The sequence below is a fragment of the Nonomuraea sp. NBC_00507 genome (assembly GCF_036013525.1).
In the GTDB taxonomy this organism is placed as follows: Bacteria; Actinomycetota; Actinomycetes; order Streptosporangiales; family Streptosporangiaceae; genus Nonomuraea.
In genome coordinates this window covers 4,700,445-4,725,477 of the sequence record NZ_CP107853.1, presented here as the reverse complement: position 1 = coordinate 4,725,477, position 25,033 = coordinate 4,700,445, and the positions used below count along the sequence as shown (strand labels likewise).

General features: G+C 68.3%; 24 protein-coding genes and 2 pseudogenes. 11 read left to right on the top strand and 15 right to left on the bottom strand.

Annotated elements, in window-relative coordinates; all coding sequences use genetic code 11:
* The first annotated feature begins 545 nt into the window (after positions 1 to 545).
* On the top strand, positions 546 to 1,046 hold the full coding sequence (locus tag OHA25_RS23405) for a nuclear transport factor 2 family protein (RefSeq protein WP_327589628.1): 501 nt from the start codon (positions 546 to 548) through the stop codon (positions 1,044 to 1,046).
* A gap of 501 nt (positions 1,047 to 1,547) precedes the next feature.
* Complete coding sequence (locus tag OHA25_RS23400; protein ID WP_327589627.1) at positions 1,548 to 2,069, top strand: DUF2690 domain-containing protein; 522 nt, start codon at positions 1,548 to 1,550, stop codon at positions 2,067 to 2,069.
* Between the two features lie 75 nt (positions 2,070 to 2,144).
* On the opposite strand, the gene OHA25_RS23395 is transcribed toward OHA25_RS23400, so the two are convergent.
* The gene (locus OHA25_RS23395; protein WP_327589626.1) at positions 2,145 to 3,032 is read right to left on the bottom strand and encodes an NAD(P)-dependent oxidoreductase; all 888 of its coding nucleotides are present in this window, start codon (positions 3,030 to 3,032) and stop codon (positions 2,145 to 2,147) included.
* Positions 3,033 to 3,073: 41 nt separating this feature from the next.
* On the opposite strand from OHA25_RS23395, the gene OHA25_RS23390 reads away from it, so the two are divergent.
* The 3 genes from OHA25_RS23390 (at position 3,074) to OHA25_RS23380 (ending at position 4,317) form a co-directional block, all read left to right on the top strand.
* Positions 3,074 to 3,430 carry a winged helix-turn-helix transcriptional regulator gene (locus OHA25_RS23390; protein WP_371825747.1) on the top strand — a complete coding sequence of 119 codons (357 nt, stop codon included), beginning with the start codon at positions 3,074 to 3,076 and terminating at the stop codon, positions 3,428 to 3,430.
* Between the two features lie 145 nt (positions 3,431 to 3,575).
* Positions 3,576 to 3,755 carry a hypothetical protein gene (locus OHA25_RS23385; protein WP_327589625.1) on the top strand — a complete coding sequence of 60 codons (180 nt, stop codon included), beginning with the start codon at positions 3,576 to 3,578 and terminating at the stop codon, positions 3,753 to 3,755.
* A gap of 244 nt (positions 3,756 to 3,999) precedes the next feature.
* Positions 4,000 to 4,317 (top strand): hypothetical protein, encoded by a 318-nt coding sequence (locus OHA25_RS23380; protein ID WP_305915621.1) that lies wholly within the window; start codon positions 4,000 to 4,002, stop codon positions 4,315 to 4,317.
* 346 nt (positions 4,318 to 4,663) lie between these two features.
* Here the strand turns inward: OHA25_RS23380 and OHA25_RS23375 are convergent, their stop codons facing one another.
* Positions 4,664 to 6,268 carry a coniferyl aldehyde dehydrogenase gene (locus tag OHA25_RS23375; protein ID WP_327589624.1) on the bottom strand — a complete coding sequence of 535 codons (1,605 nt, stop codon included), beginning with the start codon at positions 6,266 to 6,268 and terminating at the stop codon, positions 4,664 to 4,666.
* A gap of 80 nt (positions 6,269 to 6,348) precedes the next feature.
* Entirely contained in the window at positions 6,349 to 7,152 is an 804-nt protein-coding gene (locus OHA25_RS23370) for an SDR family NAD(P)-dependent oxidoreductase (protein ID WP_327589623.1), read from the bottom strand.
* Between the two features lie 73 nt (positions 7,153 to 7,225).
* Between OHA25_RS23370 and OHA25_RS23365 the strand changes: the two genes are divergently transcribed.
* Complete coding sequence (locus OHA25_RS23365) at positions 7,226 to 7,813, top strand: TetR/AcrR family transcriptional regulator (RefSeq protein ID WP_327589622.1); 588 nt, start codon at positions 7,226 to 7,228, stop codon at positions 7,811 to 7,813.
* Between the two features lie 224 nt (positions 7,814 to 8,037).
* Here OHA25_RS23365 and OHA25_RS23360 read toward each other — a convergent pair whose 3' ends face one another.
* Complete coding sequence (locus OHA25_RS23360) at positions 8,038 to 10,815, bottom strand: TIM barrel protein (RefSeq protein WP_327589621.1); 2,778 nt, start codon at positions 10,813 to 10,815, stop codon at positions 8,038 to 8,040.
* Positions 10,816 to 11,039: 224 nt separating this feature from the next.
* Between OHA25_RS23360 and OHA25_RS23355 the strand changes: the two genes are divergently transcribed.
* Positions 11,040 to 12,497 carry an alpha/beta hydrolase domain-containing protein gene (locus OHA25_RS23355; RefSeq protein WP_327589620.1) on the top strand — a complete coding sequence of 486 codons (1,458 nt, stop codon included), beginning with the start codon at positions 11,040 to 11,042 and terminating at the stop codon, positions 12,495 to 12,497.
* 338 nt (positions 12,498 to 12,835) lie between these two features.
* Positions 12,836 to 14,260, top strand: a complete 1,425-nt coding sequence (rox, locus tag OHA25_RS23350; protein ID WP_327591033.1) for a rifampin monooxygenase — start codon at positions 12,836 to 12,838, stop codon at positions 14,258 to 14,260.
* Positions 14,261 to 14,483: 223 nt separating this feature from the next.
* Here rox and OHA25_RS23345 read toward each other — a convergent pair whose 3' ends face one another.
* From OHA25_RS23345 to OHA25_RS23310, 8 genes are all read right to left on the bottom strand, one after another.
* Complete coding sequence (locus OHA25_RS23345; RefSeq protein ID WP_327589619.1) at positions 14,484 to 15,953, bottom strand: hydrogenase large subunit; 1,470 nt, start codon at positions 15,951 to 15,953, stop codon at positions 14,484 to 14,486.
* Entirely contained in the window at positions 15,950 to 17,398 is a 1,449-nt protein-coding gene (locus OHA25_RS23340) for a proton-conducting transporter transmembrane domain-containing protein (protein WP_327589618.1), read from the bottom strand. Before OHA25_RS23340 ends, OHA25_RS23345 begins: the two co-directional genes overlap by 4 nt.
* Positions 17,398 to 18,057 (bottom strand): hypothetical protein, encoded by a 660-nt coding sequence (locus OHA25_RS23335; protein WP_305924068.1) that lies wholly within the window; start codon positions 18,055 to 18,057, stop codon positions 17,398 to 17,400. The genes OHA25_RS23340 and OHA25_RS23335 overlap by 1 nt, the downstream gene beginning before the upstream one ends.
* A 14-nt stretch (positions 18,058 to 18,071) precedes the next feature.
* Positions 18,072 to 19,016 (bottom strand): respiratory chain complex I subunit 1 family protein, encoded by a 945-nt coding sequence (locus OHA25_RS23330; protein ID WP_327589617.1) that lies wholly within the window; start codon positions 19,014 to 19,016, stop codon positions 18,072 to 18,074.
* Positions 19,013 to 21,028, bottom strand: coding sequence for a proton-conducting transporter transmembrane domain-containing protein (locus OHA25_RS23325; protein WP_327589616.1), 2,016 nt, complete (start codon positions 21,026 to 21,028; stop codon positions 19,013 to 19,015). The genes OHA25_RS23330 and OHA25_RS23325 overlap by 4 nt, the downstream gene beginning before the upstream one ends.
* Complete coding sequence (locus OHA25_RS23320; RefSeq protein ID WP_327589615.1) at positions 21,025 to 21,507, bottom strand: NADH-quinone oxidoreductase subunit B family protein; 483 nt, start codon at positions 21,505 to 21,507, stop codon at positions 21,025 to 21,027. Before OHA25_RS23320 ends, OHA25_RS23325 begins: the two co-directional genes overlap by 4 nt.
* A gap of 125 nt (positions 21,508 to 21,632) precedes the next feature.
* Complete coding sequence (locus OHA25_RS23315) at positions 21,633 to 21,980, bottom strand: ArsR/SmtB family transcription factor (protein WP_327589614.1); 348 nt, start codon at positions 21,978 to 21,980, stop codon at positions 21,633 to 21,635.
* Positions 21,980 to 22,180: a hypothetical protein gene (locus tag OHA25_RS23310; protein WP_327589613.1), complete on the bottom strand. Its 201-nt coding sequence runs from the start codon at positions 22,178 to 22,180 to the stop codon at positions 21,980 to 21,982. The genes OHA25_RS23315 and OHA25_RS23310 overlap by 1 nt, the downstream gene beginning before the upstream one ends.
* Before the next feature lie 286 nt (positions 22,181 to 22,466).
* Between OHA25_RS23310 and OHA25_RS23305 the strand changes: the two genes are divergently transcribed.
* Entirely contained in the window at positions 22,467 to 22,709 is a 243-nt protein-coding gene (locus OHA25_RS23305) for a hypothetical protein (RefSeq protein WP_327591244.1), read from the top strand.
* 11 nt (positions 22,710 to 22,720) lie between these two features.
* Here OHA25_RS23305 and OHA25_RS23300 read toward each other — a convergent pair.
* The 3 genes and pseudogenes from OHA25_RS23300 to OHA25_RS23290 all read right to left on the bottom strand — a co-directional run.
* A pseudogene (locus OHA25_RS23300) lies at positions 22,721 to 22,852 on the bottom strand (succinate dehydrogenase/fumarate reductase iron-sulfur subunit); the annotation flags it as partial.
* A gap of 103 nt (positions 22,853 to 22,955) precedes the next feature.
* Positions 22,956 to 23,381 carry a cupredoxin domain-containing protein gene (locus tag OHA25_RS23295; RefSeq protein ID WP_327589612.1) on the bottom strand — a complete coding sequence of 142 codons (426 nt, stop codon included), beginning with the start codon at positions 23,379 to 23,381 and terminating at the stop codon, positions 22,956 to 22,958.
* 398 nt (positions 23,382 to 23,779) lie between these two features.
* Positions 23,780 to 24,066, bottom strand: a pseudogene (locus OHA25_RS23290) (succinate dehydrogenase/fumarate reductase iron-sulfur subunit); the annotation flags it as partial.
* Here OHA25_RS23290 and OHA25_RS23285 point away from each other — a divergent pair.
* Positions 24,060 to 24,545: a CBS domain-containing protein gene (locus OHA25_RS23285; protein WP_327589611.1), complete on the top strand. Its 486-nt coding sequence runs from the start codon at positions 24,060 to 24,062 to the stop codon at positions 24,543 to 24,545. The pseudogene OHA25_RS23290 and the gene OHA25_RS23285 overlap by 7 nt on opposite strands.
* Before the next feature lie 104 nt (positions 24,546 to 24,649).
* Positions 24,650 to 24,982: an ArsR/SmtB family transcription factor gene (locus OHA25_RS23280; RefSeq protein WP_327589610.1), complete on the top strand. Its 333-nt coding sequence runs from the start codon at positions 24,650 to 24,652 to the stop codon at positions 24,980 to 24,982.
* Positions 24,983 to 25,033: the final 51 nt, after the last annotated feature.

Below are 25,033 nucleotides of genomic sequence, written 5' to 3'. Positions count from 1 at the left end.
GCGGTCGCTCTGTCGGTCGTCCAGATGCTCGCCCGCTTCATGATCGCTCGTGCGACTGGTGCCCTGCCGCCGATCGCGGCACGGGCGAGATAACCGATCTGTCCGTGGCTGTCGCACGAAGTCGTTGATCGAGCGGAGGTTGAGCTGTCTGCCGACGTTGTGACCGGGTTCGTTGGCAGTGGCCTCCTTGGGTGCGTGACCGTCGAACGCGATTTCCAGACGCCAGCCATCACGCCGCAGGATGACCGTAGGGCCGGAGGATCGCGGGACGGTCTGCACATCCCAGCCGTGTCGGTGTGCTCGGTGGGCAAGCGCGTGTGGATTCACCGATTCGTACTCCTTGTTCGAACGGGGTCCAGCGGAGTCGACGAACGGGCTGTCACGGGACTGATACGAATTGTAGGCGGTTGGGTCGATCCCTTCTATCGAAGGGACGGTGGAAGTCCGGTTTCGGTTCCATGGCGAGCTTTGATGGCGGACCAGGTTGCTCGCTCAAGGGACGGATCTGCAGACCCGGTTCGGGCTGGCGGTGGGCCCTCTACGCCGTGGCCGCGTTCCTGCCCCTGAATGGGGTCTCGCTTACGTGGGAGGTAATCGACAGGCCGCACGGGACCGGAAAAACTCCTGACATGAGTCGTGACACCCGCGCCATCGTGGAAGAGTTGCTTCGCCGGATCGCCGAGGGCGATCATGACCGCACCGCCGAGTTGTTCGCCGAGCAGTTCGACTGGCGGCTCGACTGGCCCGCTGATGGGCATCCGGCGGTGCCGTGGATCCGACCGCGGTCGAGCCGGGCCGATGTGGCGGACCATTTCCGGTCACTGAGCGCCCATCATGTGCCCGAACTGAACGGCACGTCGGTCGCGCGGATCCTGGTCGACGGCGCGGATGCTGTCGTGCTCGGAGAGATCGCGCAGACGGTGAGAGGCAATGGCACCGCCTACACCTCGCCGTTCGCGCTACACCTCTCGGTCGAGGAAGGACTCATCGTCCGCTACCACATCTACGAGGACAGCCTCACGGTCGCGCGAGCCCTCAGTGCTTGAGTCGAAGTCACAGGACGCATCGCTGAGGTTTTTCGTCGGCGAGAAGGCCGTCGAGGACCGTGCGTGTCCCGGGCAGCAGCGCTCGCGTGGCCGCAGCGTCTGTGGCCTGGTGCCAATGCTTAGACGACACTGCCGCCCGGAAGTCATCGGTGCCCGCTCTGCTGGCTGGATGCGCGGTCAGGCACCGGGGCGTCTACTCGCGGCGCTGTCGATCGCGGCGATGCCGCCAGTATTTCGGGCGCTTCCCAGGCCGTCAGCTGCCGCGGACTGATCGGGGCCGGGAAGTCCCGCTGAGGCTGGGTCGCCCGGCGGAGTCGCGCCGACGTCCCGCACCGGCCGTCGTCCGTGGTGTCAGCCGGTCAAAAAGTTCCGCCAGTGTGCACTTCGACACAGACTCGCGAGCCTGACTACCGCAAGAGTGGACCGCGAAAGGCCAGACGTCCAAACGACGGGACAACGGGCCGGGCGATGCAGTCTGACAAGCAGGCCCGCCGTCACTTTATGAGTCACGGCACCATTACGTCGATCTCCAGGAAGATGGCCGCCTTCGGCACGGGCACCGCCCTGGCCAGTGGTCTTATAGCCGCCGGTCTGATGAACGGTGCGGCCGACGCCGCCTCCCTCTCTGTCTCGAGGACCGCAGAGCCGGCGAGCGTTCACCCGTACGACGGAAAGGATCCCTACAGCAGCGGGTGCGCCAAGTCCAAGGTGAACACCGGGAAGAAGGCCTCCCTGAGGAACGAGGTCGGGGACAGCCTGGGCACGATCCGGCTGTTCTACTCCCGCCACTGCGGCACCAACTGGGGCGAGGTGTCGGTCGCCACGAGAGGCTCCGGCACCATCACCGTCTTCACCAGCACCAAGAGCAGATCCTTTACCTATCGGCCCGGGAACGGCGGGCACCACTGGGGCAACATGGTCTACGCCCCCAGCGGCGTATGCGCCAAGGCCACGGGCACGGTGACGACCGGGGTCGGTCGCGCCAACAAGGGCAGCGGCACCACAGCGAAGGCCTGCGACTAGAGACGCGGGCGCCCCGCGTGGGCACGCGGGGCGCCCGCGCCCCTCTGACGCCCAAGGCGCCAACTATCGATCACCTCACCGAGGGTTGAGGATCTCGGTGATCCGGAGGAAGCCGTCGGTGCCGTGGCCCCGTCCGATGGCGCGGCGCGCCAGGCCTTCGGCCGCACGCATCACGCCCGCCTCGATGCCATGGGCCTCGGAGGTGTGGACGATATGGGCCATGGACGACACCGCCGAGGTGATCGGGTTGCCCTCACCGGAGAACCTGCCGCTGTCCACGTCCTCCGCGAGCTGCTCAAAGAGCGGAGGAAGGATCGTACCGATACCTGTGGCGAACGGCGCCAGCTCCCGCGCGGTGACCCCTTCAGCTCTTGCCACCGCCAGCGCGTGCGCATACCCCGCCATCGCGGTCCAGAAGATGTCGAGCAAGGCGATGTCGTATGCAGCCGCCCGGCCGACGTCCTCACCGAGGTGGGTGTGGGTGCCACCCAGAGCGTCCAGCACCGGCCGGTGCTCGCGGTAAAGCCCCTCAGGACCGCTGTGCAGGAATACCCCGGCCGGTGTGCCGATGGTCGTGATCGGCGTCATGATCGCACCGTCCAGGTACCCGATGCCGTGCTCGGCCGCCCAGGTCGCGGTGTCTCGGGCCCGGTCCGGGGTGTCGGCGGTCAGGTTCACGACGGTGCGCCCCTTGAGCGCGTCGGTGACCGCACCGCGCCGCACGATGGCGTCCACCGCGTCATAGTTCACCACGCAGACCACGGTCAACCTGCTTGCGGCGACCGCCTCTTCGGGCAATCGGGTGCTGACCGCGCCCCGCTCGACCAACGCCCCGTCCTTGCCCGGCGTCCGGTTCCAAACCGTGGTTGGCAGGCCGGCGTCCAGGAAGGCACTGGACAGGGCCCGGCCCATCGGCCCCAGGCCGAGCACGGTGACGGCAGACTGTTCAGCGTGTGAGGTCATGCCTTAACTCCTCGATAATGAGCAAACGGTGATGAATGGGGATGAAGATGACGCGCAGCCGTGCCCAGGACCCGAACGTCTGCGGAGTGACCGCCGCGATCGCCGTGATCGACGGCAAGTGGAAGACGATATTGCTCTGGCTCCTGGAATCCGGTCCGCGCCGCCCCGGTGAGCTACGCCGGCGGCTGCCGGGCCTCACCGAGAAGGTGCTGACTCAGACGCTGCGGGAGATGGAGGCCGACGGACTGGTCCACCGGGAGGTGCACGATGTACGGCCGCTGAAGACCGTCTACTCCCTGACCTCATTCGGCCATGAGCTCTCCGAAGCGCTGGCACCGCTTTCCGACTGGGGCCATCGCCGCCTAGAGAAGCTGGCCGCATCGCAGCCAGTCTCTTGAGACACCGCCAACCTCCCCATCTCATCTGGATGTGAGGGCCCTTCGGCCCGCACGACCAAGCTTCAGGCCGCCATGGGGCGGCCGACAAGTACCCACAAAAAGGTGGCTACCGCAGGTAGCGCGGAGCACTCCACGCGTCCACCACGTGAGCAGCCCACCGGGGGGCTACGCGGCGCTGATGTACAGCACGCCCGACGGCAGCAAGACCCTGACCGCCTCGCTGACCGCCGGCGACGCCGCAGTCGACATCGCCAAGGATTATCCGAAGCTGCTGGACGGACTCGTCAAGACGGCGCTCTGCGGCGGGCAGGCCGGGTCGAAGTAGGCCACGCCGACCTCATTGAGCGCGCCGTGGCCGGTCCAAGAGGCGCGGACACCGAGCCGAGCAGGCACAACCGGTCGACAAACCCGCACCCCGCATCCGCCCTTGATCGGTGCCGCCATGACGACTAGCCTGACCGCCGTACTGCCGGAAAGGCGGGGCCGAGGCGATCGCGTCACGCGGGGAAGAGCCCCGGCCACGACGTGCTGCTCGACCACGCCGCCATGAAGTTTGGGACCGACTGACGATGAGCGCGGAAGAGGATTTCAAGCAGGTCGGCGCCGAGCTGGCCGACCTGGGTGTACGGATCTCCAGGATGATGGGGAGTCCCGCGCTCAAAGATCAGGCGGGGAAGGTGTTCGCGAGCCTGCAGCGCGACGGCGCGATGGTGTTCCGGCTGGTCAGGGACACCCCCGAACACGCAGCCGCGCTCCAGCTGGCCGGGGCGTCCCTGTTCGACCCCTCGGGGCAGGGCAGGGCGATGAAGGACTGGGTGGTCGTGCCCCACTCCTCGGCCGAGAAGTGGACGGATCTGGCCGAGGCCGCCCTCAGCCGCCCACGCTGATCAGTAGGCCACGTCGACGGTGTGGCGGTGGGTGCCCGCAGCACCCGGCCACTGAACTGGGTGGCGCCCAACTGGACCCGCTGCCTGTAGGTGTCGGCGGCGGACCCGCTGACGTGCTCACCGGCTTGAAGCCGCTGATCGGCCTCGACCAGCTCCTCCAGCCGGTGCAGCCACTGCTCGAAGGCGAGCTCGTGGGGAAGCCGGAGTCGTAGGTGCCGCTGTAGCCGAGGATCATGGTGACGTGGACGTGGTCATACTGGATCGCGGCGGCCACACCAAGCCGCGGGGCTTGCGCGCGATGAACCAGGCCGGCGTCCTGCGGGACGGCATGCTGAGTCGGCGGTGTTCATCGGAGAAAGAAATTGAGCAAAGCGTCGGCCCGCTTGCCGAACGGGGCACGCAGGAGGTTGGTGGTGTTCCAGCGGCCCTGCACGAAGATGCCCTTAGGGTGGCTCAGCGTTCGGAAGCCCTCGATGCCGTGGTATTTGCCCATGCCGCTTTCGCCGACGCCGCCGAACGGAAGATCGTCCTGGCCGACGTGCAGGATCGTGCCGTTGATGGTGACGTTGCCGGACGTCGTGCGGTCGAGCACCTTGCGTCGGTCCGCGTCGTCGTCGCCGAAGTAGTAGAGCGCGAGTGGCCGCGGTCGTGCGTTCACGTAGTCGATGGCGTCATCGATATCGCCGTAGGAGAAGATCGGCAGGATCGGACCGAAGATCTCCTCGTGGGCGATCTTCATTTCGTCGGTGACGCCGAGCACGACAGTCGGCGCGAGGGTGTGAGGACGACGGGAGGCGTCGGCGGGCCGGTGTCCGACCTCGATGATCCGCGCCCCGTGGGCACGAGCGTCGTCGATCAGGTCGATCAGGATCGAATACTGCTGGTCGTTCACGATCGAGGTGTAGTCCTCACTCGTCGGGCCGTCGGGGTAAGCGGCCTTCACCAGCCTGTCGTAGCTCTCGATGAAAGTGTTGACCTCGGATTCGTGCACCAGGGCGTAGTCCGGGGCGATGCAGGTCTGCCCGCCGCTGAGGAGCTTCCCCCAGACGATGGCGGACACGGTGCGGTCCCGCACGCTGCCCTTGGCGACGATGGTCGGCGACTTGCCGCCGAGCTCGAGCGTGACGGGGACGAGGTTCTCGCTCGCCGCCTTCATCACCGCTCGCCCCACGGCGGTGCTCCCGGTGAAGATCAGATGATCGAACGGCAGGGAGGAGAACGCGGAACCGTCGCCGCTGACGATGGCGACCTGTTCCTCGGGGAAGAGCTCGCTGAGCATCGACGCGAGCACGGCGTTCGTCGCCGGTGTGAACTTCGACGGTTTGAGCATGACGCGGTTGCCCGCGGCGATCGCGGTGACCACCGGCATCAGCGACAGGTTGACGGGGTAGTTCCACGGCGCGATGACGCCGACCACACCGAGCGGCTGATACTCGATGCGATTGCTGCCGGAACGCATGTGCAGGGCGGTGTGGCGGCGGGTCGGGCGCATGAATCGACGGAGATTGCGGATCAGGTAGTCAATGCCCTGGACGACGCCCAGGACTTCCATCATCGCCGTCTCGTGGCGCGAGCGATGGCCGAAGTCGGTGTTGATCGCTTCCTCGAGGGCGCCGCGTCGCGCGAGCATGGCCGCCTTGAACTTCTTCAGATCGCTGCGCCGCTTCGTCAGCGACGGCGCCCCGTCGCGAAGATAGGCGGCACGCTGGACGGCGAGGATGTCGCCGAAGCGCTCCCGGTCGGACCGGCCGGCGGACGCGGTGTTCGGTTCGGACATGGTGCCGGACTCGGGCACGTCGGACATGGTGCCGGACTCGGGCACGTCGGACATGGTGCCGGACTCGGGCACGTCGGACATGGTGCCGGACTCGGGCACGTCGGACATGGTGCCGGACTCGGGCACGTCGGACATGGTGCCGGACTCGGGCACGTCGGACATGGTGTCTGTCATGGGACTGCTCCCCCATCGGTGGTTGATGTCGGTGGTACGGAGGCGGGAGCGGCGCCCGTCGGGCCCCGCTCGGTGTGGTGTCAGGCGTGGCTCATGGCGCGGCGCTGGATCCACCCCATCGTCCGGACGACCTGGCGCCGCGGCAGGAACTTGCTGGCGAGGGCGAGCGGGCGGCCGTTGGTGATCACTGACGGCGGGGCGGAGCGACGGTCGAGCGTCTCGAGAGCCATCCGGACGACATCCTGGGGGGTTGCGCGCTTGGTGCCGTAGTCGGCCGCCTGGCTGCCGGCTGCGTCGAAGAACTCGGTCTGCATCGCACCGGGGCACACGGCGAGGACGCGCAGACCGGTGCCGCGGGTCTCCTCCCACAGCGATTCCGTGAAGCTGAGGACGAAGGCCTTGGTGGCGCCGTAGACACTCAGGTAAGGGGTCGGCTGGAAACCCAGCAGGCTCGCGACGTTGATCAGGATGCCGGTGCCGGCGGAGGTCAGCGGGTCGATGTAGGCGCGGCTGAGGTCGACGAGGGCGCCGACGTTCAGCGCGATCATGTCCTGGAGGCGCTCCGGATCCTCGTCTGGGAAGGCGTTGTGGGTGCCGAAGCCCGCACTGTTGACCAGTCCCGTGGCGTGGATGCCGCGGGATTCGAGCTCGGCGCGGAGCGTGCGGCCGGCATCGGGCAGGCCGAGGTCGCGGGCAACGACGGTCACCGTGACGCCGTGGGCGCGGGTGAGTTCGCCGGCCAGGCTCTCGAGCCGGTCCGCCCGGCGGGCGACGAGCACGAGATTCGAGCCGCGGCGGGCCAACTGGCGGGCGAACTCCTCGCCGAGGCCGGAGCTGGCGCCGGTGACGATGGTGGTCTGGTTGCTGTAGTCGATTTTGCTCATGCCATTCACTCTACGCACAACTATGCACTCAGTGCAAGTAGCTGCATGACATGAATGGCTGTACCATGGGTGCATGGCCCAGAAGTCGACACCCATCCGTGAGCAGACCCGCGCCGTGGTCCGCTCGCTGCTCGCCCGCACCGCTCTCGAGCTGTTCGCTGCCAAGGGCTACGACGACACGACGGTCGAGGAGGTCGCCGCCGCGGCGGGCGTCTCCCGGCGGACCCTGTTCAACTACTTCCGCAACAAGGAGGACCTTGCGCTCAGCGGCCTGTCCGAACAGGGCGAACTGATCGCCGCACGATTCGCCGAGCGTCCGGCCGACGAGGATCCCTGGGCGTCGCTGCGCGCGGCGTTCCACGTGATCGAGGAGATCGAGACCACCCCCGAGCACCGGCTCGAGATGATGACGCTCCTGTTCGGGAACGAGTCCCTGCGCGCCGGACACGCCGAGAAGCAGGCCCGCTGGCAGGATCTGCTCGCACCGCTGATCGAGCCGCGATTGCCCGACTCCGACCATCGCGCCCTCCAGGCACGCGCGATCGCAGCCGCGGCGACCACCTGCCTCCAGGCAGCGTCGCAGGAGTGGGTGCACGCGGGCGGACAGGTCGACCTATTCGGCCTCTACGACACTGCCGTGCGGGCCATCCGCCGCACCTGAAACCCGCGTGTGATCACACCTCCGCTCAGAAGGAGATCGGCCGATGGTGGCCAGTGACCTTGTTCTCATCGCCAGAGCCGGTGGTGGCGTGGGTCGCACGGTCCTCGGCCGGCTGCGCGCTCAGGACGTGCCGGTGCGCGCGATGGTCCGCCGCGGTCGAGGCTCGGCGGCCGCGGCTCGGCGGCCGCGGCTCGGCGGCCGCGGCTCGGCGGCCGCGGCTCGATCTATGCCGCCTCAGTGGGGCCTGCTCGCCGGCCGACCGCATCGAGGTGGCGACGCGCTGCGGTGATCGCGAGACGGGCGTGCTCCTTAGCGCCCACCTGCGCCACGAGTGTGGCTCGCGGGATCTCCAGAGCGTACGGGATCCCGGGCGGCAGGGCGCCAAGGACGCCGTGCACGTCGATGCCACCCTCGCCGGGGAACAGGCGCTCGAAGCGAGCGGCGTAGATGATTTCCTCCTGCGTGGCCGGCGCCTCGGCTGGTGCATCGCAGACGTGGGCGAAACGGAACCACTCGCGTGGCAGGTCTCGGAGCTCGGCCACGCTGGAGCCGGAGCGCGCGAAGTGGATCAGATCGACGAGGATTCCCGCGTTGGGCCGGTCGGCGTCCCGCAGGACGCGCACGGCTTCGGTGAGGTTGGGCGTCTGGGTCCACGACGGGAACTCAAGATCGATGGTGAGGCCGAAAGGCCTGGCCATCTCGCACAACCGCGCGAACCGGTCGGCTTTGCGAGCGAAGTCCGGATCCGGGAGCTGGGTGATGACATGGCGGGCCCCGAGCACGGCTCCGGCCTCCAGGAAGCGCAGGAAGTCCGCGGGGTCGTCATCGGGCGCGATCCGGGCGAGCTCGATGTCGAGCACCTCGATTCCCGTGGCCGCGAGACGGACTTTGGTCGCCCGCATCAGAGCGGGGTCGGTGGCGAGGGGGTGGTGCGGCTCGTACGGCGTGACCCGCGTCATGCGCAGGCCCACGTACCGATAGCCCGCGTCAGCAGCGGCGCTCACCAGCTCGGGCGGAGACAGGCTCAGCGCCGTCAAATGCGCCAATGAGTAGTCGTGCGGGCGGTCGCCGCTGGCAAGCGTGGACGACTCCCTCAGCGTGGTCAGCCGGCGCCTCCGGTGCGCGGCCATGCGCACCGCCGCGCTGTTCGCGGCGCCATAGCCGGAGTATTCGCCGATCCGCTGCACCACTTCGAAGAAGATCCGCGCGCCGAGCATCTCGGTGTAGAAGTGAAGGTATTCGCCGTCTTGATCGCGGTCATAAAGGATGGAGTGCTGCCGCATTGCCGCGAGGAGGTGCTGCGGCAGCGCCAGACGGGCGTCGAGATCATCGTAGTAGTTGTCGGGAATCCTCAGCAGCGGTGCGCCGAGCTCCCGCATCGCCCTCGCGCTGGCGATCGCGTCGTGGGTGGCGAAGGCGATGTGCTGAGGGCTCGGCACCGCCGGCGACCAGTCGCCCCGTCGCAGCGGCGCAGTGTTGAGGCTGATCCGGACGTGATGTTCCGGATCGGTCGCGGCCCGGCTGTGGATCAGCCCGAACGGCGCGGGCAGCGTGGTGGTCTGCGTGGCTTGGAGGCCGAGCACCGAACGATAGAACAGCGCGGCCTGGTCGAAGTCATCGACTGACTCGGTGAGCGAGACGTGATCCGTTCCGGTCAGCAGGCCGTCGCAGCGAGCCTCGCGGCCGGTGGGAGCGAAATCGTTGAGCCAGTTGTCGTGCCCGCCTGTACGGCAGAAGAAGACGGCCGTTCCGTCGGGTGCCGCCACGGAGTTGAGGTCGGCCTCCTCCACCTGCCGGGCGCGTGGTAACACGGGCGCCAGCAGCCGTTCGGCCCGCCGGGCCGAGCCGACCGGGTCAGCGCTCTCCACGGCCAGCGCGCAGATGGCCGCAGTGCCTGCCGGTACTGTCCTTTGCGATGCGAAGTTCAGCAGAACCTGGGCCTTGCCCTGCGACCACAGTTGCACCGGCTTGGAGCGATGCTGGCCAGTATGGGTGAACCCCAGCGCGGCGAGCCCCCGCGCCACGATCGGGCCGGAGATCTCGTCCACGGCCAGCTCGGTGAACACGTGACCGTCGAGCTGCGGAGCCGGCGGCAGGTTGGTCAGCTGAATGCGCTCGCGGACCGCCGCCGGGCCGAGCGTGCCGACTGTCTCCTCCAGCGACAGCAGTGAGCGCATCGCGTCGACGGCGACATGCCGGGGATCTGCCTGCCGGCAGACGTCGTTGAACACCTCGATCGAAAGGGGGCCGTCGTACCCGGTGGCCAGAACGTGGCCAAGGAAGTCAGTCAGATCGAAAGCGCCTTGCCCGGGAAACAACCGGTGGTGCTCACTCCACTCCAGTACGTCCATGTTCAACCGCGGTGCGTCGGCAAGTTGCAGGTGAAACACCTTCGAACCTGGCACGGCTCGAATCTTGGAGGGGTCGTCGCCGCGGGAGAACACGTGAAAGCTGTCAAGGCACAAACCGAGTGCGGGATGGCCGGCGCGCCGAACGATCCGCCAGGCGTGTTCGACGGTGTTCACGAACCGGCCCCAAGCAAGGCCCTCGTAGGCGATGCGCAGGCCACGCCGCGCGGCCCGGCCGGCCAGCGTGTGGAGTTGCTCTGCGGCGAGGTCGTCGTCGTCGGCAGCGTTCATGGATGTCGTCGAGCAGACCGCCATCATGGTCGCGCCGAGTTGTTCCAGCACATCGAACTTCCGCTCCGCCCGACGGAGATTGGCCTCGAATGTCTCGGGGGGTACTGCCTCGAAGTCATGGAACGGCTGATAGAGGTGGATTAACAGGCCCAGCTCGGCGCATTCCTGCCGAATCCGGCTCGGTGACCAGCTCGATACGATGAGGTCGCCTTCATAGATCTCGATTCCGTCGAAGCCCGCCGCGGAGGCGGCCGCGAGCTTGTCCTCCAGGGTGCCGGAGAGGCAGACGGTCGCGAGCGCCAGAGGAGGACTCGCAGAGCGGCGGCTGACAGGACTTGCCATGCCATGATCGGCGGTGAGCATAGGCGTCTCACCTTCTTCGCGCGATTAACGTACGAACTAGATACTTACTTATATGCCTTGTCGGCCATCGGCGAAAGAGGCAATCCGGCTACCCTGTGGTCCGCTACGTGGATTCAGTGATCTGACAGGTAGAACCTGACTGTTGACTGCCCGGCAGACGCGGATCTATCGTGCAGCCCATTAAGCGGATCTATTAGTCCATCAGACAGACCAAGGGCCGCCCCATGTCTCGACAGTCCCGCAGCATCACCCTCGCGTGCACGTTCATGCTCGTCTCGACGGCGCTCTCAGTACCCGCCACGGCGCACACAGCGACTCCGCCGAGGACGCCCGTGCCCTCGCTGACCGGGCCCCTCCAGTCCAGCGGCGATTCGCATCCGTTCAACATCTCCACCGTGCCACTGGACGCATACGGCTACGTCGAGGAGGAATTCCTCGTGAGCGGGCGGGCCAATGTCTACGATTACGACGCCGCAGGCAAGGTCACGGTGGTGCGTACGGCCGTGCCGTACACGAACCGGATCATCGTGCGGCGGCCGGCCGATCGCAGAGCGTTCAGCGGGACGGTCGTCGCCGACATCATGAACATGACCAACGGTTGGGACCTCGACCGCATGTGGCTGACGTCCCACGATGAGTACCTGCGGCGGGGGGACGCCTACGTGGGGATCACCAGCGCGCCCAACGCGGTCGCGTCGTTGAAGAAGTTCGACCCGTCCCGATACGGCTCGCTGTCCTGGCCGGACCAACGTGGCTGCACCGGACGGGCGCTCAACTCCGCCGCCGACTCCGAGGGCGGTCTGGTGTGGGACATCCTCAGCCAGACAGGCGCGGCACTGAAGAGCCACGGGCGCGACAACCCGCTGCGCGGCTTGAAGGTCGACAAGGTCTACGCGACCGGATACTCCCAGTCGGGCGCCTACCTGACCCGCTACATCAACGCGGTGCATCCACTCGCGCGCGTCTACGACGGCTTTCTCGTCGCGGCCTCCGCGAGCGGTGTCAAGCCGCTCAACAAGTGCGGACCCACACCCGCCGACCATGACCTCATCCGGCCCACCGCCGAGCCGGTCATCAAGATGCAGACACAGACCGATTTCTTCATGGACCGGGGCGCCTCGCGCCGCGATGACTCCGACCAGCCCGACGACAAGTACCGCCTGTACGAGGTGCCCGGCTCGGCTCACGCCTACGCCTACACCTCCGGTTTCGCCCCGTCTCCCGAAGACCTGGCCAGGATCGGCGTCACCTACAACTACTACAACTGCGACGGCGTCGGCACCACTTTCCCGATGCACTACCTGTACAACGCCGCCCACATGAATCTGGACCGCTGGGCCCGCAACCGAGCCACACCACCACGCGCACCGCGCATCCAGGTGGACGCCGGCGGCCAGACCGTTCTCGACGAGCACGGGAACGCAGTCGGAGGCGTCCGCACACCATGGGTGGACGCGCCCACCGCCACGTATCATCCGGCGAGCACCGGCCCGAACTGCTTCCTGTTCGGTCATATGACCCCGTTCACCCCGAGCAAGCTGCGGCAGCTCTATACCGACCATGGTGTCTACGCGCGCGCTGTGGCCGGCCAGGTGTACAAGCTGGTCAAGGAAGGGTGGCTGACGCGGGAGGACGGGGCGGCGTCCGTCAACGAGGCCGCAGGCGCGAGCGTGCCCAGGTAGGCCCGTTTGGAATCATGATCACGTGGCTGGGAAAGGATTGGACGGGATGATGCTCGGGCTTGTAGCTTGCAGTTGATCGTGACGCCGCCCGAGGAGGTGAGACCCATGAACGCTGTATCGATGTGGGTGCTCCCCCTTCCCGTCACGGTCGGGCGATTGACGTAGGTGTCGCCGGGAGCGCCTCGCCACCAAGGCACTCCCGAAAGGCAACACCTATGCACTCTCAGCAGGTCACCGCCGAGCCGTCGTCGAACGACAGGGTCGAGCGTGACTCCACGGTGGGCGACGTCCCCGGAGTTCTCTGGTCGCCGGCCTCCGGCGCCGATCGGGCGCCCCTCATGTTCGATGTGATCATTGCCGGGTGCGGGCCGACCGGTGCGATGCTGGCCGCCGAACTGCGGCTGCACGATGTGCGGGTCCTCGTTCTGGAGAAGGAAACCGAGCCCGCGTCGTTCGTCCGCATCGTCGGTCTGCATATTCGCAGTCTCGAGCTGATGGCGATGCGCGGACTGCTGGATCGCATTCTCCAGCATGGAAGACAGCGTCCGGCCGGCGGTTTCTTCGCCGCCATCCCCAAACCCGCGCCCAAGGGCCTGGATTCCGCGTACGCCTATCTGCTGGGCATCCCGCAGCCGGTCATCGTTCACCTGCTCGAAGAACATGCGATCGAACTGGGTGCGCAGGTCCGCCGCGGTTGCGCGGTCGCCGGTTTCGCGCAGGACGACGAGGGTGTGACCGTCGAGCTGGCCGACGGGGAACAGCTGCGTTCGCGCTACCTCGTCGGCTGTGACGGCGGGCGCAGTACGGTGCGCAAATTGCTCGGCGTCGGCTTCCCTGGCGAGCCCTCACGGACCGAGACGCTGATGGGCGAGATGGAAGTGGGCGTGCCGCAGGAGGAGATCGCCGCCAAGGTGACCGAAATCCGAGAGACCCATCAGCGATTCTGGCTCCGGCCCTTCGGCGAAAGGGTCTATAGCGTCGTAGTCCCCGCCGCGGGAGTCAGTGACCGCGCGGAACCGCCCACCCTCGAAGATTTCAAACAACAGTTGCGCACCATCGCCGGAACCGATTTCGGCGTGCACTCCCCGCGCTGGTTGTCCCGCTTCGGGGATGCCACCCGGCTCGCCGAACGTTATCGGGTCGGGCGGGTGCTGCTAGCCGGCGATGCGGCACACATCCATCCACCCATCGGCGGACAGGGCCTCAACCTGGGCGTTCAGGACGCATTCAACCTCGGCTGGAAACTGGCCGCACAGATCCACGGCTGGGCGCCGGAAACACTGCTGGACACCTACCAGACCGAACGTCACCCGGTCGCCGAGGACGTGCTGGACAACACCCGCGCCCAGATGGAACTGTCGTCCACCGAACCGGGCGCGCAGGCCGTGCGCAGGCTGCTCACCGAATTGATGGACTTCGACGAGGTGAACCGCCATCTGATCGAGAAGATCACCGCGATCGGCATCCGCTACGACTTCGGCGAAGGCCCCGACCTGCTCGGCCGCCGCCTGCGCGACATCGACGTGAAACAGGGCCACCTCTACGGTCTGCTGCATCGCGGCCGCGGCCTGCTGCTGGACCGCACCGAACGCCTGACCGTCGGCGGCTGGTCAGACCGGGTCGATTACCTGGCCGATCCCACTGCGGTACTGGATGTTCCGTGCGTCCTGCTACGCCCCGACGGCCACGTCGCCTGGATCGGCGACGATCAGCAGGACCTGGACGACCACCTCTCCCGCTGGTTCGGCAAGCCCGCCAACTGATTTCGCCTGAGCAGTGGTCATCCCGCATGTACGTGGCGAGATGGCGAGCAGATCTGCGGCGCTGTCGGCCAGGAGTGGGGAGTGGTCGGCGTACTCCTCGGACATCCACCGCCCACTGGCATGGCGGAAAATAGCCATGCCAGCGTCGGTAGCTAGTCATGCTGTCCGGGTCTCGAGGCTGGTGGTCGACGCCGCGACCCGGATCGACTGGCGCATCTTGCTGTCAGAGGTCGTTGCCGGCGTAGGACAGGTTGAAGCTCTTGTTGACCAGGGGAAAGTCGGGGACGATCGCGCTGTTGAGCGCTACCGGAAGAGCGGGCCAGTTGAAGAAGGACGGATCGACGATCTTCACGCGGGTGAGGGTCCCGTCGGGGGCGAGCTCGATGCGGTGGGCGATCGTGCCGCGCCAGCCCTCGACGAGTCCCACGCCCGAGGAAGATCCCTCGGGCGGAGGTGAATCCGCCGGCGCCGTGGGCTCGTCGATCAGATGGGTGATCAGGGCGATGGACGTGGCGATCTCATCCGCCCGGATCTGGAAGCGGGCCAGCACGTCCCCGCCGGTGCGGCGGGCGGGGGTGAAGTCGCCGAGGTCGGTGAAGGGGTGGTCGCGGCGGGCGTCGAGGTCCAGGCCGCTGGCGCGGGCCACGTAGCCGAGCGTGCCGAGGTCGCGGGCGGCGTCGCCGGACAGCACGGCGGTGCCGGTGAAGCGGTCGGCGACCACGGTGTGCCGCAGGGCGAGTTCGGCGAGTTCGGCCACGTCTGCGCCGATGGCGTGCAGTCGATCCGGGTCGGGGAGGGCCTCCAGGTGGGCGCCGCCGAGGCGGACGCCGCCACGCAGCAGCCGGTGTCCAGTGACCTGGGAGTTGATCCGCAAGAGTTGTTCGCGGATACGCCCGGTGTGCGCGTGCAGGATGCCGAAGGCCACATCATTGCAGAGCGCGCCCAGGTCGGTGACGTGGTTGTAGAGGCGTTCCAGCTCCAGCAGCAGGGCTCGTTCCCGCTGCGCCTGCACGCTGACCGGGGCCTGGGTGGCCTCTTCCACGGCCAGGCAGTAGGCGAGCGCGTGGCCGACGGAGGTGTCTCCGCTGACACGCTCGGCCAGTTCCAGCCCGTCGGCAGGTTGGCGGCCTTCGAAGAGCTTTTCGATGCCCTTGTGCACGAACCAGAGCCGGGCCTTGAGCTTGATGATGGTCTCGCCGACCACGGAGAAGCGGAAGTGCCCCGGTTCGATGAGGCCGGCGTGGACGGGTCCGACGGGGATCTCGTAGACGCCCTGACCCTCCACGGTGACGAACGGGTAAGGACCTTCTGGGTCGCCGAAGGAGGGTGGCAACCCGGCGTCGGAGCGCATGGGGTACCAGCCGCGTGGCCAGTGATGGTGGCGCACCAGCCGCCGGGGGAGCGGGTGATCGAGCGGGGTGATCCCGTACAGGTCGCGGATTTCCCGTTCGAACCGGCCGGCGGGGAAGGACAGGTGGGCAAGACTGGGCACGGCCGGCTGCTCGAGGGGCAGGCGGAGCCGGAGCTCGGTACGGCGATCCGGGCCGCCGGCGACGAACAGGTACGCCAGGCCGAACCCGTCGATCTCCTGGCGTGCGGAGACCAGCGCCAGCCGGTGGCCGTCGGCCAGCAGCCGGGCGACGTGCTCGGGCAACTCGGCGGAGCTGATGTCGGCTATGGTGCGCATGCTCATGGCGTTGCTCCGGCGATGGTGGCGGCGGCCTGCAACAAGGAGTGCAGCGGCCCGAGAGTGATGCCCAGGACGGCGCAGCCGGCCAGGCCCGCGACCAGCGGGACGGCCACACTGCGCGGCAGCGCGATGGCCTCACCCGGCCCGCCGCCCAGGAGCATCCGTCGGCCCTGGCGCCCGATGGCGGCGACGATGACCAGCATCAACACCAGGGCCGCCGCGATCGCCCAGCCCAACCCGGCGGCGAAGCCCGCCCGCGCGATGCCCAGCTCGCTGGCGAACAGACTGAAGGGCGGCAGGCCGAGCAGGGCAAGCAGCCCCAGCGCGAAAACCCCAGAGAGCAGCGGCGCTCTGGCCACGAGCCCGCGTACCGCGTGGATCCGGCTGCTGCCGAGCGCCTGGTGCAGCTGTCCTGCGGACAGGAACAACACCGACTTGCCGAGCCCGTGCCCGAGGATGTGAAGTAGCACGGCGACCAGTGCGAGGGTGTTGCCGATCGCCGCGCCGAGTGCGACCAGCCCCATGTGCTCGATGCTGGAGTAGGCCAGCAGGCGTTTGTAGTCGCGCTGCCCGAGCAGCAGCAACGCGGCCACGGCCAGAGAGGCCAACGCCACGACGACCAGCAAGACCCGGGCGAACCCTGCACCGAGCGCCAGATCGGCGATGACCTTGACGCGCAGGATGGCATAGAACGCCACCGACAGCAGCACCCCTGACATCAGCGCCGACACCGGAGCCGGGGCCTGGCTGTGCGCGTCGGGCAGCCAGGCGTGCATCGGCGCCAGCCCGGCCTTAGTGCCGAACCCGAGCACGAGCAGCATCACCGCGATGCGCATCACGCCGGGGTCGAGCCGGTTCGCGTGCTCGGCCAGCACCACCCAGTCCAGGGAAGCAATTCCGGCGCGGGTGCCGGCGTAATGGACCATGACGATGCCGAGCAGCGCGAGCGCGATGCCGACCGAGCAGATGACCACGTATTTCCACGCGGCCTCGGTGGCCTGGCGGGTGCGCCGGTGCCCGACCAGGAAGGCGGTCAGGATGGTGGTCGCTTCGATGGCGACCCACAGCAGGCCCAGGCTGGAAGACAGGACGGCCAGCGCCATCGCGGCGATGAAGGACTGGGTGAGCACGCCGTAGCGGCGCATCGCGCGCGGGCCCGTATGCCCCGCGGCAAGCTCGGCCGCCAGGTAGGCGGGACTGGCCGCCATCGCCAGCAGCGCGACCGCGCCGATCACGAGCAGCATGAAGGCGCTCAGCGCGTCGCTGAGCAGCAGCCCGCCCAGCGCGTCGCGCCGGTCCCCCGCCGCCAGCGCGACGGCGCAGGACAGCAGCCCGGCCGCGGACAGCGTGCCCAGCCAGGCGGTGACCCGGTTCCAGCCGAGCACGGCATAGACGCAGGCGGCGGCCGCGGGCACCGCGACCGGAGCGATCACCAGCAGGCTGTCCATCAGTCGTGCAACTCCCGCAGCTCGTCGAGGTCGGTGCCGCCGAAGGCGGCCCGCATCCGGGTGGTCAGCACCTGCAGCACCAGGACGGCCAGCAGGACGTCCAGGGAGATCCCGAGCTCGACGACGAGTGGGACGCCGCTGGTGGTAAGAAAGGCGGTGGCGGTGATGGCGTTGTCCATCAGCAGGAAGCCCACCAACTGCGACAGTGCCCGCCGCCGGGTCACCAGGACGAAGAACCCGATCAGCAGCACGGTCAGCGCGACCGGCACCGCCTGCGTCGCCGGGGTGGGCGACAGCCGTACCAGCGGCTGGGAGACCGCGTAGGCCAGCATCGCCAGCACCGCCGCCACCAGCAGCGAGGTCGCCACGTTGACCAGCGGCTGCGTCTCGCGGGCCTCGCCGCTCGCGACGAGTGCGCGGCGCATCAGGTACGGCAGCAGCGCGGCGCGCAACGCGCCCACCCCGAGGCCGATCAGGATCAGCTCGAGATCGTCCTGCCGGACACCCAGGACGATGACCATCGCGGTCAGTGCCACCCCCTGCAAGGCGAACAGCCACACGATCGCCGACAGGTCCCGCCGCCACAGCACCAGCACCCCCGTCAGCAGGAACGCCCCGCAGGCCAGGTCCAGCAACTGGATGTACATCGCATCAGTCATGTTCACGCCCATGCTCAGGCCAGGAAGAAGGAAGCGGCCACGGCCAGCAACGCCAACAGGAACGAACCGGCCAGCAACTCCGGAACGCGGAACAACCGAAGCTTGGCCATGAACACCTCACCGACCGACAACAGCACCCCCAGCAGCCCCACCTTGACCACCAGCGCGATCACCGCCACCAGCAGCGCGAGCACCCCCGCGTCCGCGATGGCGATCCCCAGGGGGAAGAACAGGCTGGCCAGCAGGCCCAGTAGCACCGACAGCCGCATCGCCGACGCCCACTCGATCAGCGCCAGGTCCGGCCCGGCGTACTCCAGAACCATCGCCTCATGGATCATCGTCAGTTCCAGATGCGTGGACGGATTGTCCACCGGGATCCGGCCGGTCTCCGCGATCGTGACGATCGCCAGCGCGACCGCGGCCAGCACGCTCACCGGGGAGATCACCGACAACGGATCCTCCACTGTCGCCGTCACGATCGACCCCAGGCTGGTGGAGCCGGCTCTGATCGACAGCGCGAACACCGACACCAGGATCGTCGGCTCCACCAGCGCCAGCACGGTCATCTCCCGGCTGGCGCCCATCCCGCCGAACGCCGTCCCGGTGTCCAGGGCGCCCAGGGCCAGCGCCACCGATCCCAGCGCCAGCAGCGCGGTCACCGCGAACAGGTCGGCGACGCCGTCCAGCGGCGAGGCCGTGGTCACCAGCGGCACCACCGCGGCGACGACCAGCGCCGTACCGGCCAGCACCAGCGGCGCCGCGCGGAACACCCAGCCGGTGCCGCGCGGAGTGATCGGCTCTTTGCGCATCAGCTTGCGCAGGTCCCGCCACGGCTGCAGGACCCCTGCACCAGCGCGTCCCTCCAGCCGGGCGCGGACCTGCCGCATCACCCCCACCAGCAGCGGCGAGCCGACCCCGACGACGATCACCTGAAGCACAGCTCCGACCACACCCGTCACCACAGCACCACCAAGACGATCAGCGCCGCGGTCAGCGCCCAGAATCCGTAGCCGAGATAGCGGTGCACGCTGCCCGTGGCCAGCCCGCGGGCGGCGCGTCCGACGGCGGACACGGCGGCGATCAGCGGATCGTAGAGCCGGTGCTCGATCCGGTCCGGCACCCGCGCGTGGAACCGTACACGTTCCACCAAGTAGGTCGACTCCTTCGTTGGGGTGACGTCCACATCGCTTTCGGGGGCCAGCACGTCGTCGAAGACCCGTTGCAGCGGCTCGGCGAACGACGTGGCGGTGTATTCCATCCGGGCCGACATCGGTCCCGCGCCGCAATCCCAGAGCCGGGCGGCGCGCCGTGCCCGCCGCGACGCGGTCACCCGTACCAGGCCGAGGACGGCCACGACGGCGGCCAACAGGGCGATGGCGATCAGCAACGGCGAGATCATCCCCGAGACCCCCGCCAGCCGCAGCGTCAACTCCCCGCTCACCACGTCCCGGCCAGGGAACACCACTCCGACTGCCCGGCCGAGCGCGGGCACCACCAGCGTGGGGGCCAGTGCCAAAGCCACGCAGCCCGCCACCGCGAGTGCCATCGCGCCCAGCATGGTCGGCGGGCTCTCACTGGCCCGCTCGGCCTCGGCGCTGCGCGGCCGGGCCAGGAACCCCACGCCGAACGCCTTGACGAAGGTGGCGACCGCCAGCCCCGCCGACAGCGCGATCACCGCGACGGCCAGCGGCATCGTCACCGCACCCGCCACCCCGGAACCGGGCAGGGCGTGGATCAGGCTCTGCAGCAGGAGCCACTCGCTGACGAAGGCGTTGCCGGGCGGCAGCGCCGAGGCGCACAACGCGCCGACCGCGAAAACGGCGGTGGTGTACGGCAGCCGCGTGCGCAGCCCACCGAGGGCGTCCAGATCGCGGGTGCCCGTCGCGTGCAGCACCGAGCCTGCCGACAGGAACAACACCGTCTTGAACGCGGCGTGGTTGACCACATGCAGCAGCGCCGCGGCCAGCGCCAACGCCGCCAGCACCAGCTGGTCGGACGCGGCGAAGAAGCCCGCCGCACCCACCCCGACCAGCACCAGGCCCAGGTTCTCCGTCGTGGAGTAACCCAGCAGCCGCTTCAGATCCGAGGCGACCACCGCCTGCAAGATCCCGAACAGCGCCGACGCCGCGCCCGCTGCCAGCACCAGCAGCCACCACCACGCCGGCCCGCCACCCAGCAGATCCAGCCCAACCCGGACCACGCCGTAGACGCCCATGTTCACCATTGCCGCGCTCATCAGGGCCGAGACGTGACTCGGTGCCTCCGGGTGCGCCCGTGGCAGCCACACGTGCAGCGGCACGATGCCCGCCTTGGAGGCGAACCCGGCGAACGTCGCCAGGAACACGACGGTCCTGGCGGCCGGCGACAGCGCGGCGGCACGCAGCTGCTCGAAGCTCTCCCCACCGGCCCCGGCGGCGAAAGCGACCAGCCCGATCAGGATCGTCACCAGGCCGAGGTGGGTCATGACCGCGTACCACAGCCCGGCCCCGCCCACCGCCGCCCGCCGCCGGTGCTCGGCCAGCACCAGCAGCAGCGACGACACGGCCATCAACTCCCAGGCGAGCAGGAACGTGCTCACGCTGGCCGCGGCGGGGACCAGCAGCATGGCCGCCACGAACAGCGGCAGCACGGACTGGAACACGCGACCGTCCAGGCCGTGGTCGCAGTAGCCGATCCCGTAGATCGCCGCGCATACCGCCACCACCCCGGTGACCGCGATGAACACCCCGCCCAGAGGGTCGATCGCCAGCCGTACCCCGGCCAGCGGCAGCAGCTCCGGCAGCCAGGCCGACCAACTGCTGCCGAAAGACATAACGGCCGCCACACCCGCCGCCACTCCCAGCCCGCCCGCGCCTGCCGTGCACCAGCCCGCCAGATGCAGCCGCGCTCGTGGCGGAGCCAGCAACGCGGCCACAGCGGCGACCGCGCAGCCGGACAGCGCCATCACGTACAGCGTGCTGACCAGGTTCATCGGCCGGTCAGCCCCCGCAACGCCGCCACGATCGCGTCTGGCTCCGGCGGGCAGCCCGGCACCTCCACGTCCACCGGCACCACGTCGCTCACCGCCCCGGCCACCCCGTAGGCTCCGGCGAACGCCCCGCAGTTGCGTGCGCAGTCACCCAGCGCGATCACCAGCCGTGGTTCGGGAACCGCGTCATGGGTGCGGCGCAGCGCCACCTCCATATTGCGCGTCACCGGCCCGGTCACCAGTAGGGCGTCCGCATGCCGAGGCGAGGCCACTAGCCGCGCGCCGTACCGCTCGGCGTCATACACCGGGCCGAACGCCGAGGCGATCTCCACCTCGCACCCGTTGCACGACCCCGCATCCACATGCCTGATCTGCACCGACCCGGCAAGCTCCGCCGCCTTCGCCGGCGGCTCACCTGGTTCGCGCTCCGGTGCGGGCTCGGCCACCCGGCCCGTCTTCGCGATCTTCCGCCACAACCCCATCGTTGCCTCTCTATCGCTCACCAGCCAACACGCCAGACGATCAGCAGATGATCATCCAGGTCGGGGCTGATGCGGTGGCTGCCGAAACCCGGCCAGCAGGTCGCCCGGGTCCGCAGTCAACAGGCTCACGAGGCTTCGCCTCCGGCTGTGTCCTCCAACAGCTCGCTGAGCAGCTCATGCTGCCCGGACAGCTTCTCGGCCAGCAGCTCGCGAGCCGCGCGCAGCAGCCCGGCCACCCGGCCACCGGCCAGCGCGTACACCACTGTGGTCCCCTCGCGCTGCGCGGTCACCATGCCCGAGCGGCGCAGCACCGCCAGATGCTGCGACAGCCCGGTCGGCTCCACCTCGATCTCGGCCAGCAGCTGGCGCACCGGCATCGGTCCGTCCTGCAGCAGCTCCAGCACCCGGATCCGCACCGGGTGGCCCAGCAGCCGAAACAGCTCGGCCTTGGCCTCATACAGCGGCACCGACATCACGCCTCCGCCTCCCGCCGCGGGTCGGGGCAGCCGTGATCGATCGCGATCCCGTACGCCTGGGCCAGCCGCCGAGCATCCTCCCACTCGGCTTCGGCCACCAGCCCGGCGTGCGCGTCATCAGCGTCGCGGGCGGCCTGCAGCTCCTGCCAGGCCTGGCCGGCCCGTTCCCGCACCGCAGCAGCGAACACTGTGCTCACCCGCACCTCTCATCCGCCCGCGCGACACAGTCCGCGAACCCACGCTCGAGAGCAATTACGCATCTTCGCAACTACGATAGCGTTTGAGGAAGACGGCGCACTAGGACGCATCTCGCGTGGTCCATCGATCCACCGGGACTTTCGTCCCTCGCTCGCTGATCAGGCCCGTGGGCTGTCAACAGCCGCGGATGGCCGTCGCCGACCGGCAGGCCTGAGTTATCATGCGGTTGGGCATCACCTTCGACGACAAGGGCTCGATGCGCCGCCCGCTGTCCGAGATCATCTGGTGAGGATCTTCCTGATCACCGCGGCCCTGTCCCAAGTGCTCGGGCTCGGCGTGGTGGTCACCGCGGACGAGCCGGTTCCCGAGTGCGGCAATCCGTTCGCGCGCATCCCGGCGTACGTCTTCGGCGCCTACCTCAACACCTACGGCTGGGGCCTGATGCTTACCGCCATCACCATCGCTTGGGCTTCCGTTGCCAGCATCAGCGTGTGGCTGCGGGAAGGGGAGAACACCTCGGGGCGATAACAGCAAGACGGCTTGATGTGCTCGGGGCAGACCTCGGTACAGCAGTTGGTGATGTTGCAGTAGCCCAGCCCGTGCTCCTGCTGGGCCGCCTCCTGCCGGTCCGCCACGTCATACGGGTGCATGTCCAGCTCGGCGATCCGCATGGTTGAGGGGTTGCGATGCGTCCGGGACGGCTGCCATGGCGCGAAAGGGATCGCGTACGTGGCTGCCGGGGCGCCGCGTCGCGCCGAGCCGTGCCCGCAGTGGTCACTTGACGGTCAGGGTGGTCTCCATGCCTTGGGCGCGGTGGTTTCCCACCGGGCACCACACCTCGTAGGTGCCGGGCTGAAGGGTGACCGTCCATTCGGTCTTCTTGCCGCCGTCAACAACGTCCGACTGTTGGGTGCCCACGGCGGGGCCCTCGAGGGCCATCGCGTGGGGCGCACTTCCGACGTTGTCGATCATGAACGTGTACGTGCCGGCGGCGAGGTCTTGCTTGGCCATCACGAAAGAGAACTCGTTCACCGTCACGTTGATCATCCTTCCCTGCTCGGCAGGCGACGTGGTCGCCTGGCGGGCGGGAGGAGCCTCAGGCGCGCTCGAACCGTCCCCGCAACCGGAAAAGGCCAGCAGCGTGGCGGCAGCCGCCCCAGTGGCGAGGGCCAGTCGCCGTCGATTGGTGATCCTGTGCATTGAAGACCTCCTCCTTGGCCTCGCTGCCCTGTCTCCTGCGGGCGCGGTGGCTCGGCCATGGCCACGCCCGGTGGTCCAGGCTGCTGCGGCCAACCGTGTGCGGTGGTCTCTCTCCAGTCTCTCTCCAGTCTCCCGCCAACGCCATCATCGGCAGCCTCAAGGAGATCACCACCAAGTACGGCACGGCCTATCTGGAGAACTGGTACTCCAAGACGTGCGGCACGAACTGGACCAGGCTGAAGATGCCCGATTCCTGGTCGGCCAGGCTCCACCATGCCGCCCTTGTACACCGACATGATCTCCGGCATGAACACCCCCGTCACCGCCCAGCCTTCATCAAACTGCCCTCGGGCGAAGAGAAGAACTCTGTACAGGCCCTAGCTAGGGCGCGCGCTTGAAACCTCGGTACAGCACTTGGTGATGTTGCAGTAGCCAGCCCGTGCTCCTGCTGGGCCGCCTGCCGGTCCGCCACGTCATACGGGTGCATGCCCAGCTCGGCGATCCGCATGAGGAACCGGGGACCGGAGAAGTTGGTCTTGTTCTCCTCGTGGTCGCGGATCACGTTGCAGACGTTGTTGCACATGAAGCACTCGATGCACTTGCGGAACTCCTGGGACTGCTCCACGTCGACCTGCTTCATCCGGTATTCGCCTGGCCGCACGTCGGCCGGCGGCGTGAATGCGGCGTGATCTCGGGAGCGGACCTCGCAGCATTGAGACATGGCGTCAGCACCGCACGAGACCTCATGACCCGTCTGCCCGCACGGTCGGCCCCGACGCCACCGTGGAGCAGGCGGCGTGCCTTCTGAGCCGCTACCGGATCGGACGGCTGCCGATCATCGACCCCACTGCCCATCGGCTGCTGGGCATCGTGACCCGGTCCGACCTCTTGGGCGTGCATAGGCGCGCCGATGAGGAGATCCGCGCACAGATCGAGAACGAGGTCCTCCCACAGGTCCTCCGCCTGGACTCGCAGCACTTCACGGTGCATGTCCGGTCCGGCGTGGTCACCATCCTCGGACACGTCGACCGCAGGTCTGTTGTACCAGCCCGGGTGGAGGTGACCGGCCACGTCGAGGGTGTCCTGCGCGTCACCGAGCGCATCGATGACGACGTGGACGACCGGCTCCCGGCCTCGGCGGTCCAGTGGGGAGGCAGAATGTGATCCGGAAGGGCCATTGCCAAAATTCGCAATTGCCTAGAATGCGAAGACGAAGGTTGGCGGTCATACAGGCCGCTGGAACGCATCCACGACAGGGAGAGACCGCGGTGACCCTGCCGCTCTACCAGCTCAAGGCGGAGTTCTTCAAGACCCTAGGGCATCCCGCCCGCATCCGGATCCTGGAGCTGCTCAGCCAGCGCGAGCACTCCGTCGCCGAGATGCTCCCCGAGGTCGGCATCGAGCCCGCACACATGTCCCAGCAGCTTGCGGTGTTGCGGCGGGCCAACCTGGTGGTCTCCCGCAAGGACGGCCCCACCGTGTACTACGCGATCACCAGCCCGGAGATCGCCCAGCTGATGGCCGTGGCGCGCTCGATCCTCACCGGTGTGCTGACGGGGCAGGCCGAACTGCTGGAAGACCTGCGCGCCTCCACCCCATAGACGGCAGGTGCCCGTCGGGTCTCCGGTAGCCACCAGGCAGGCGCGCTTACT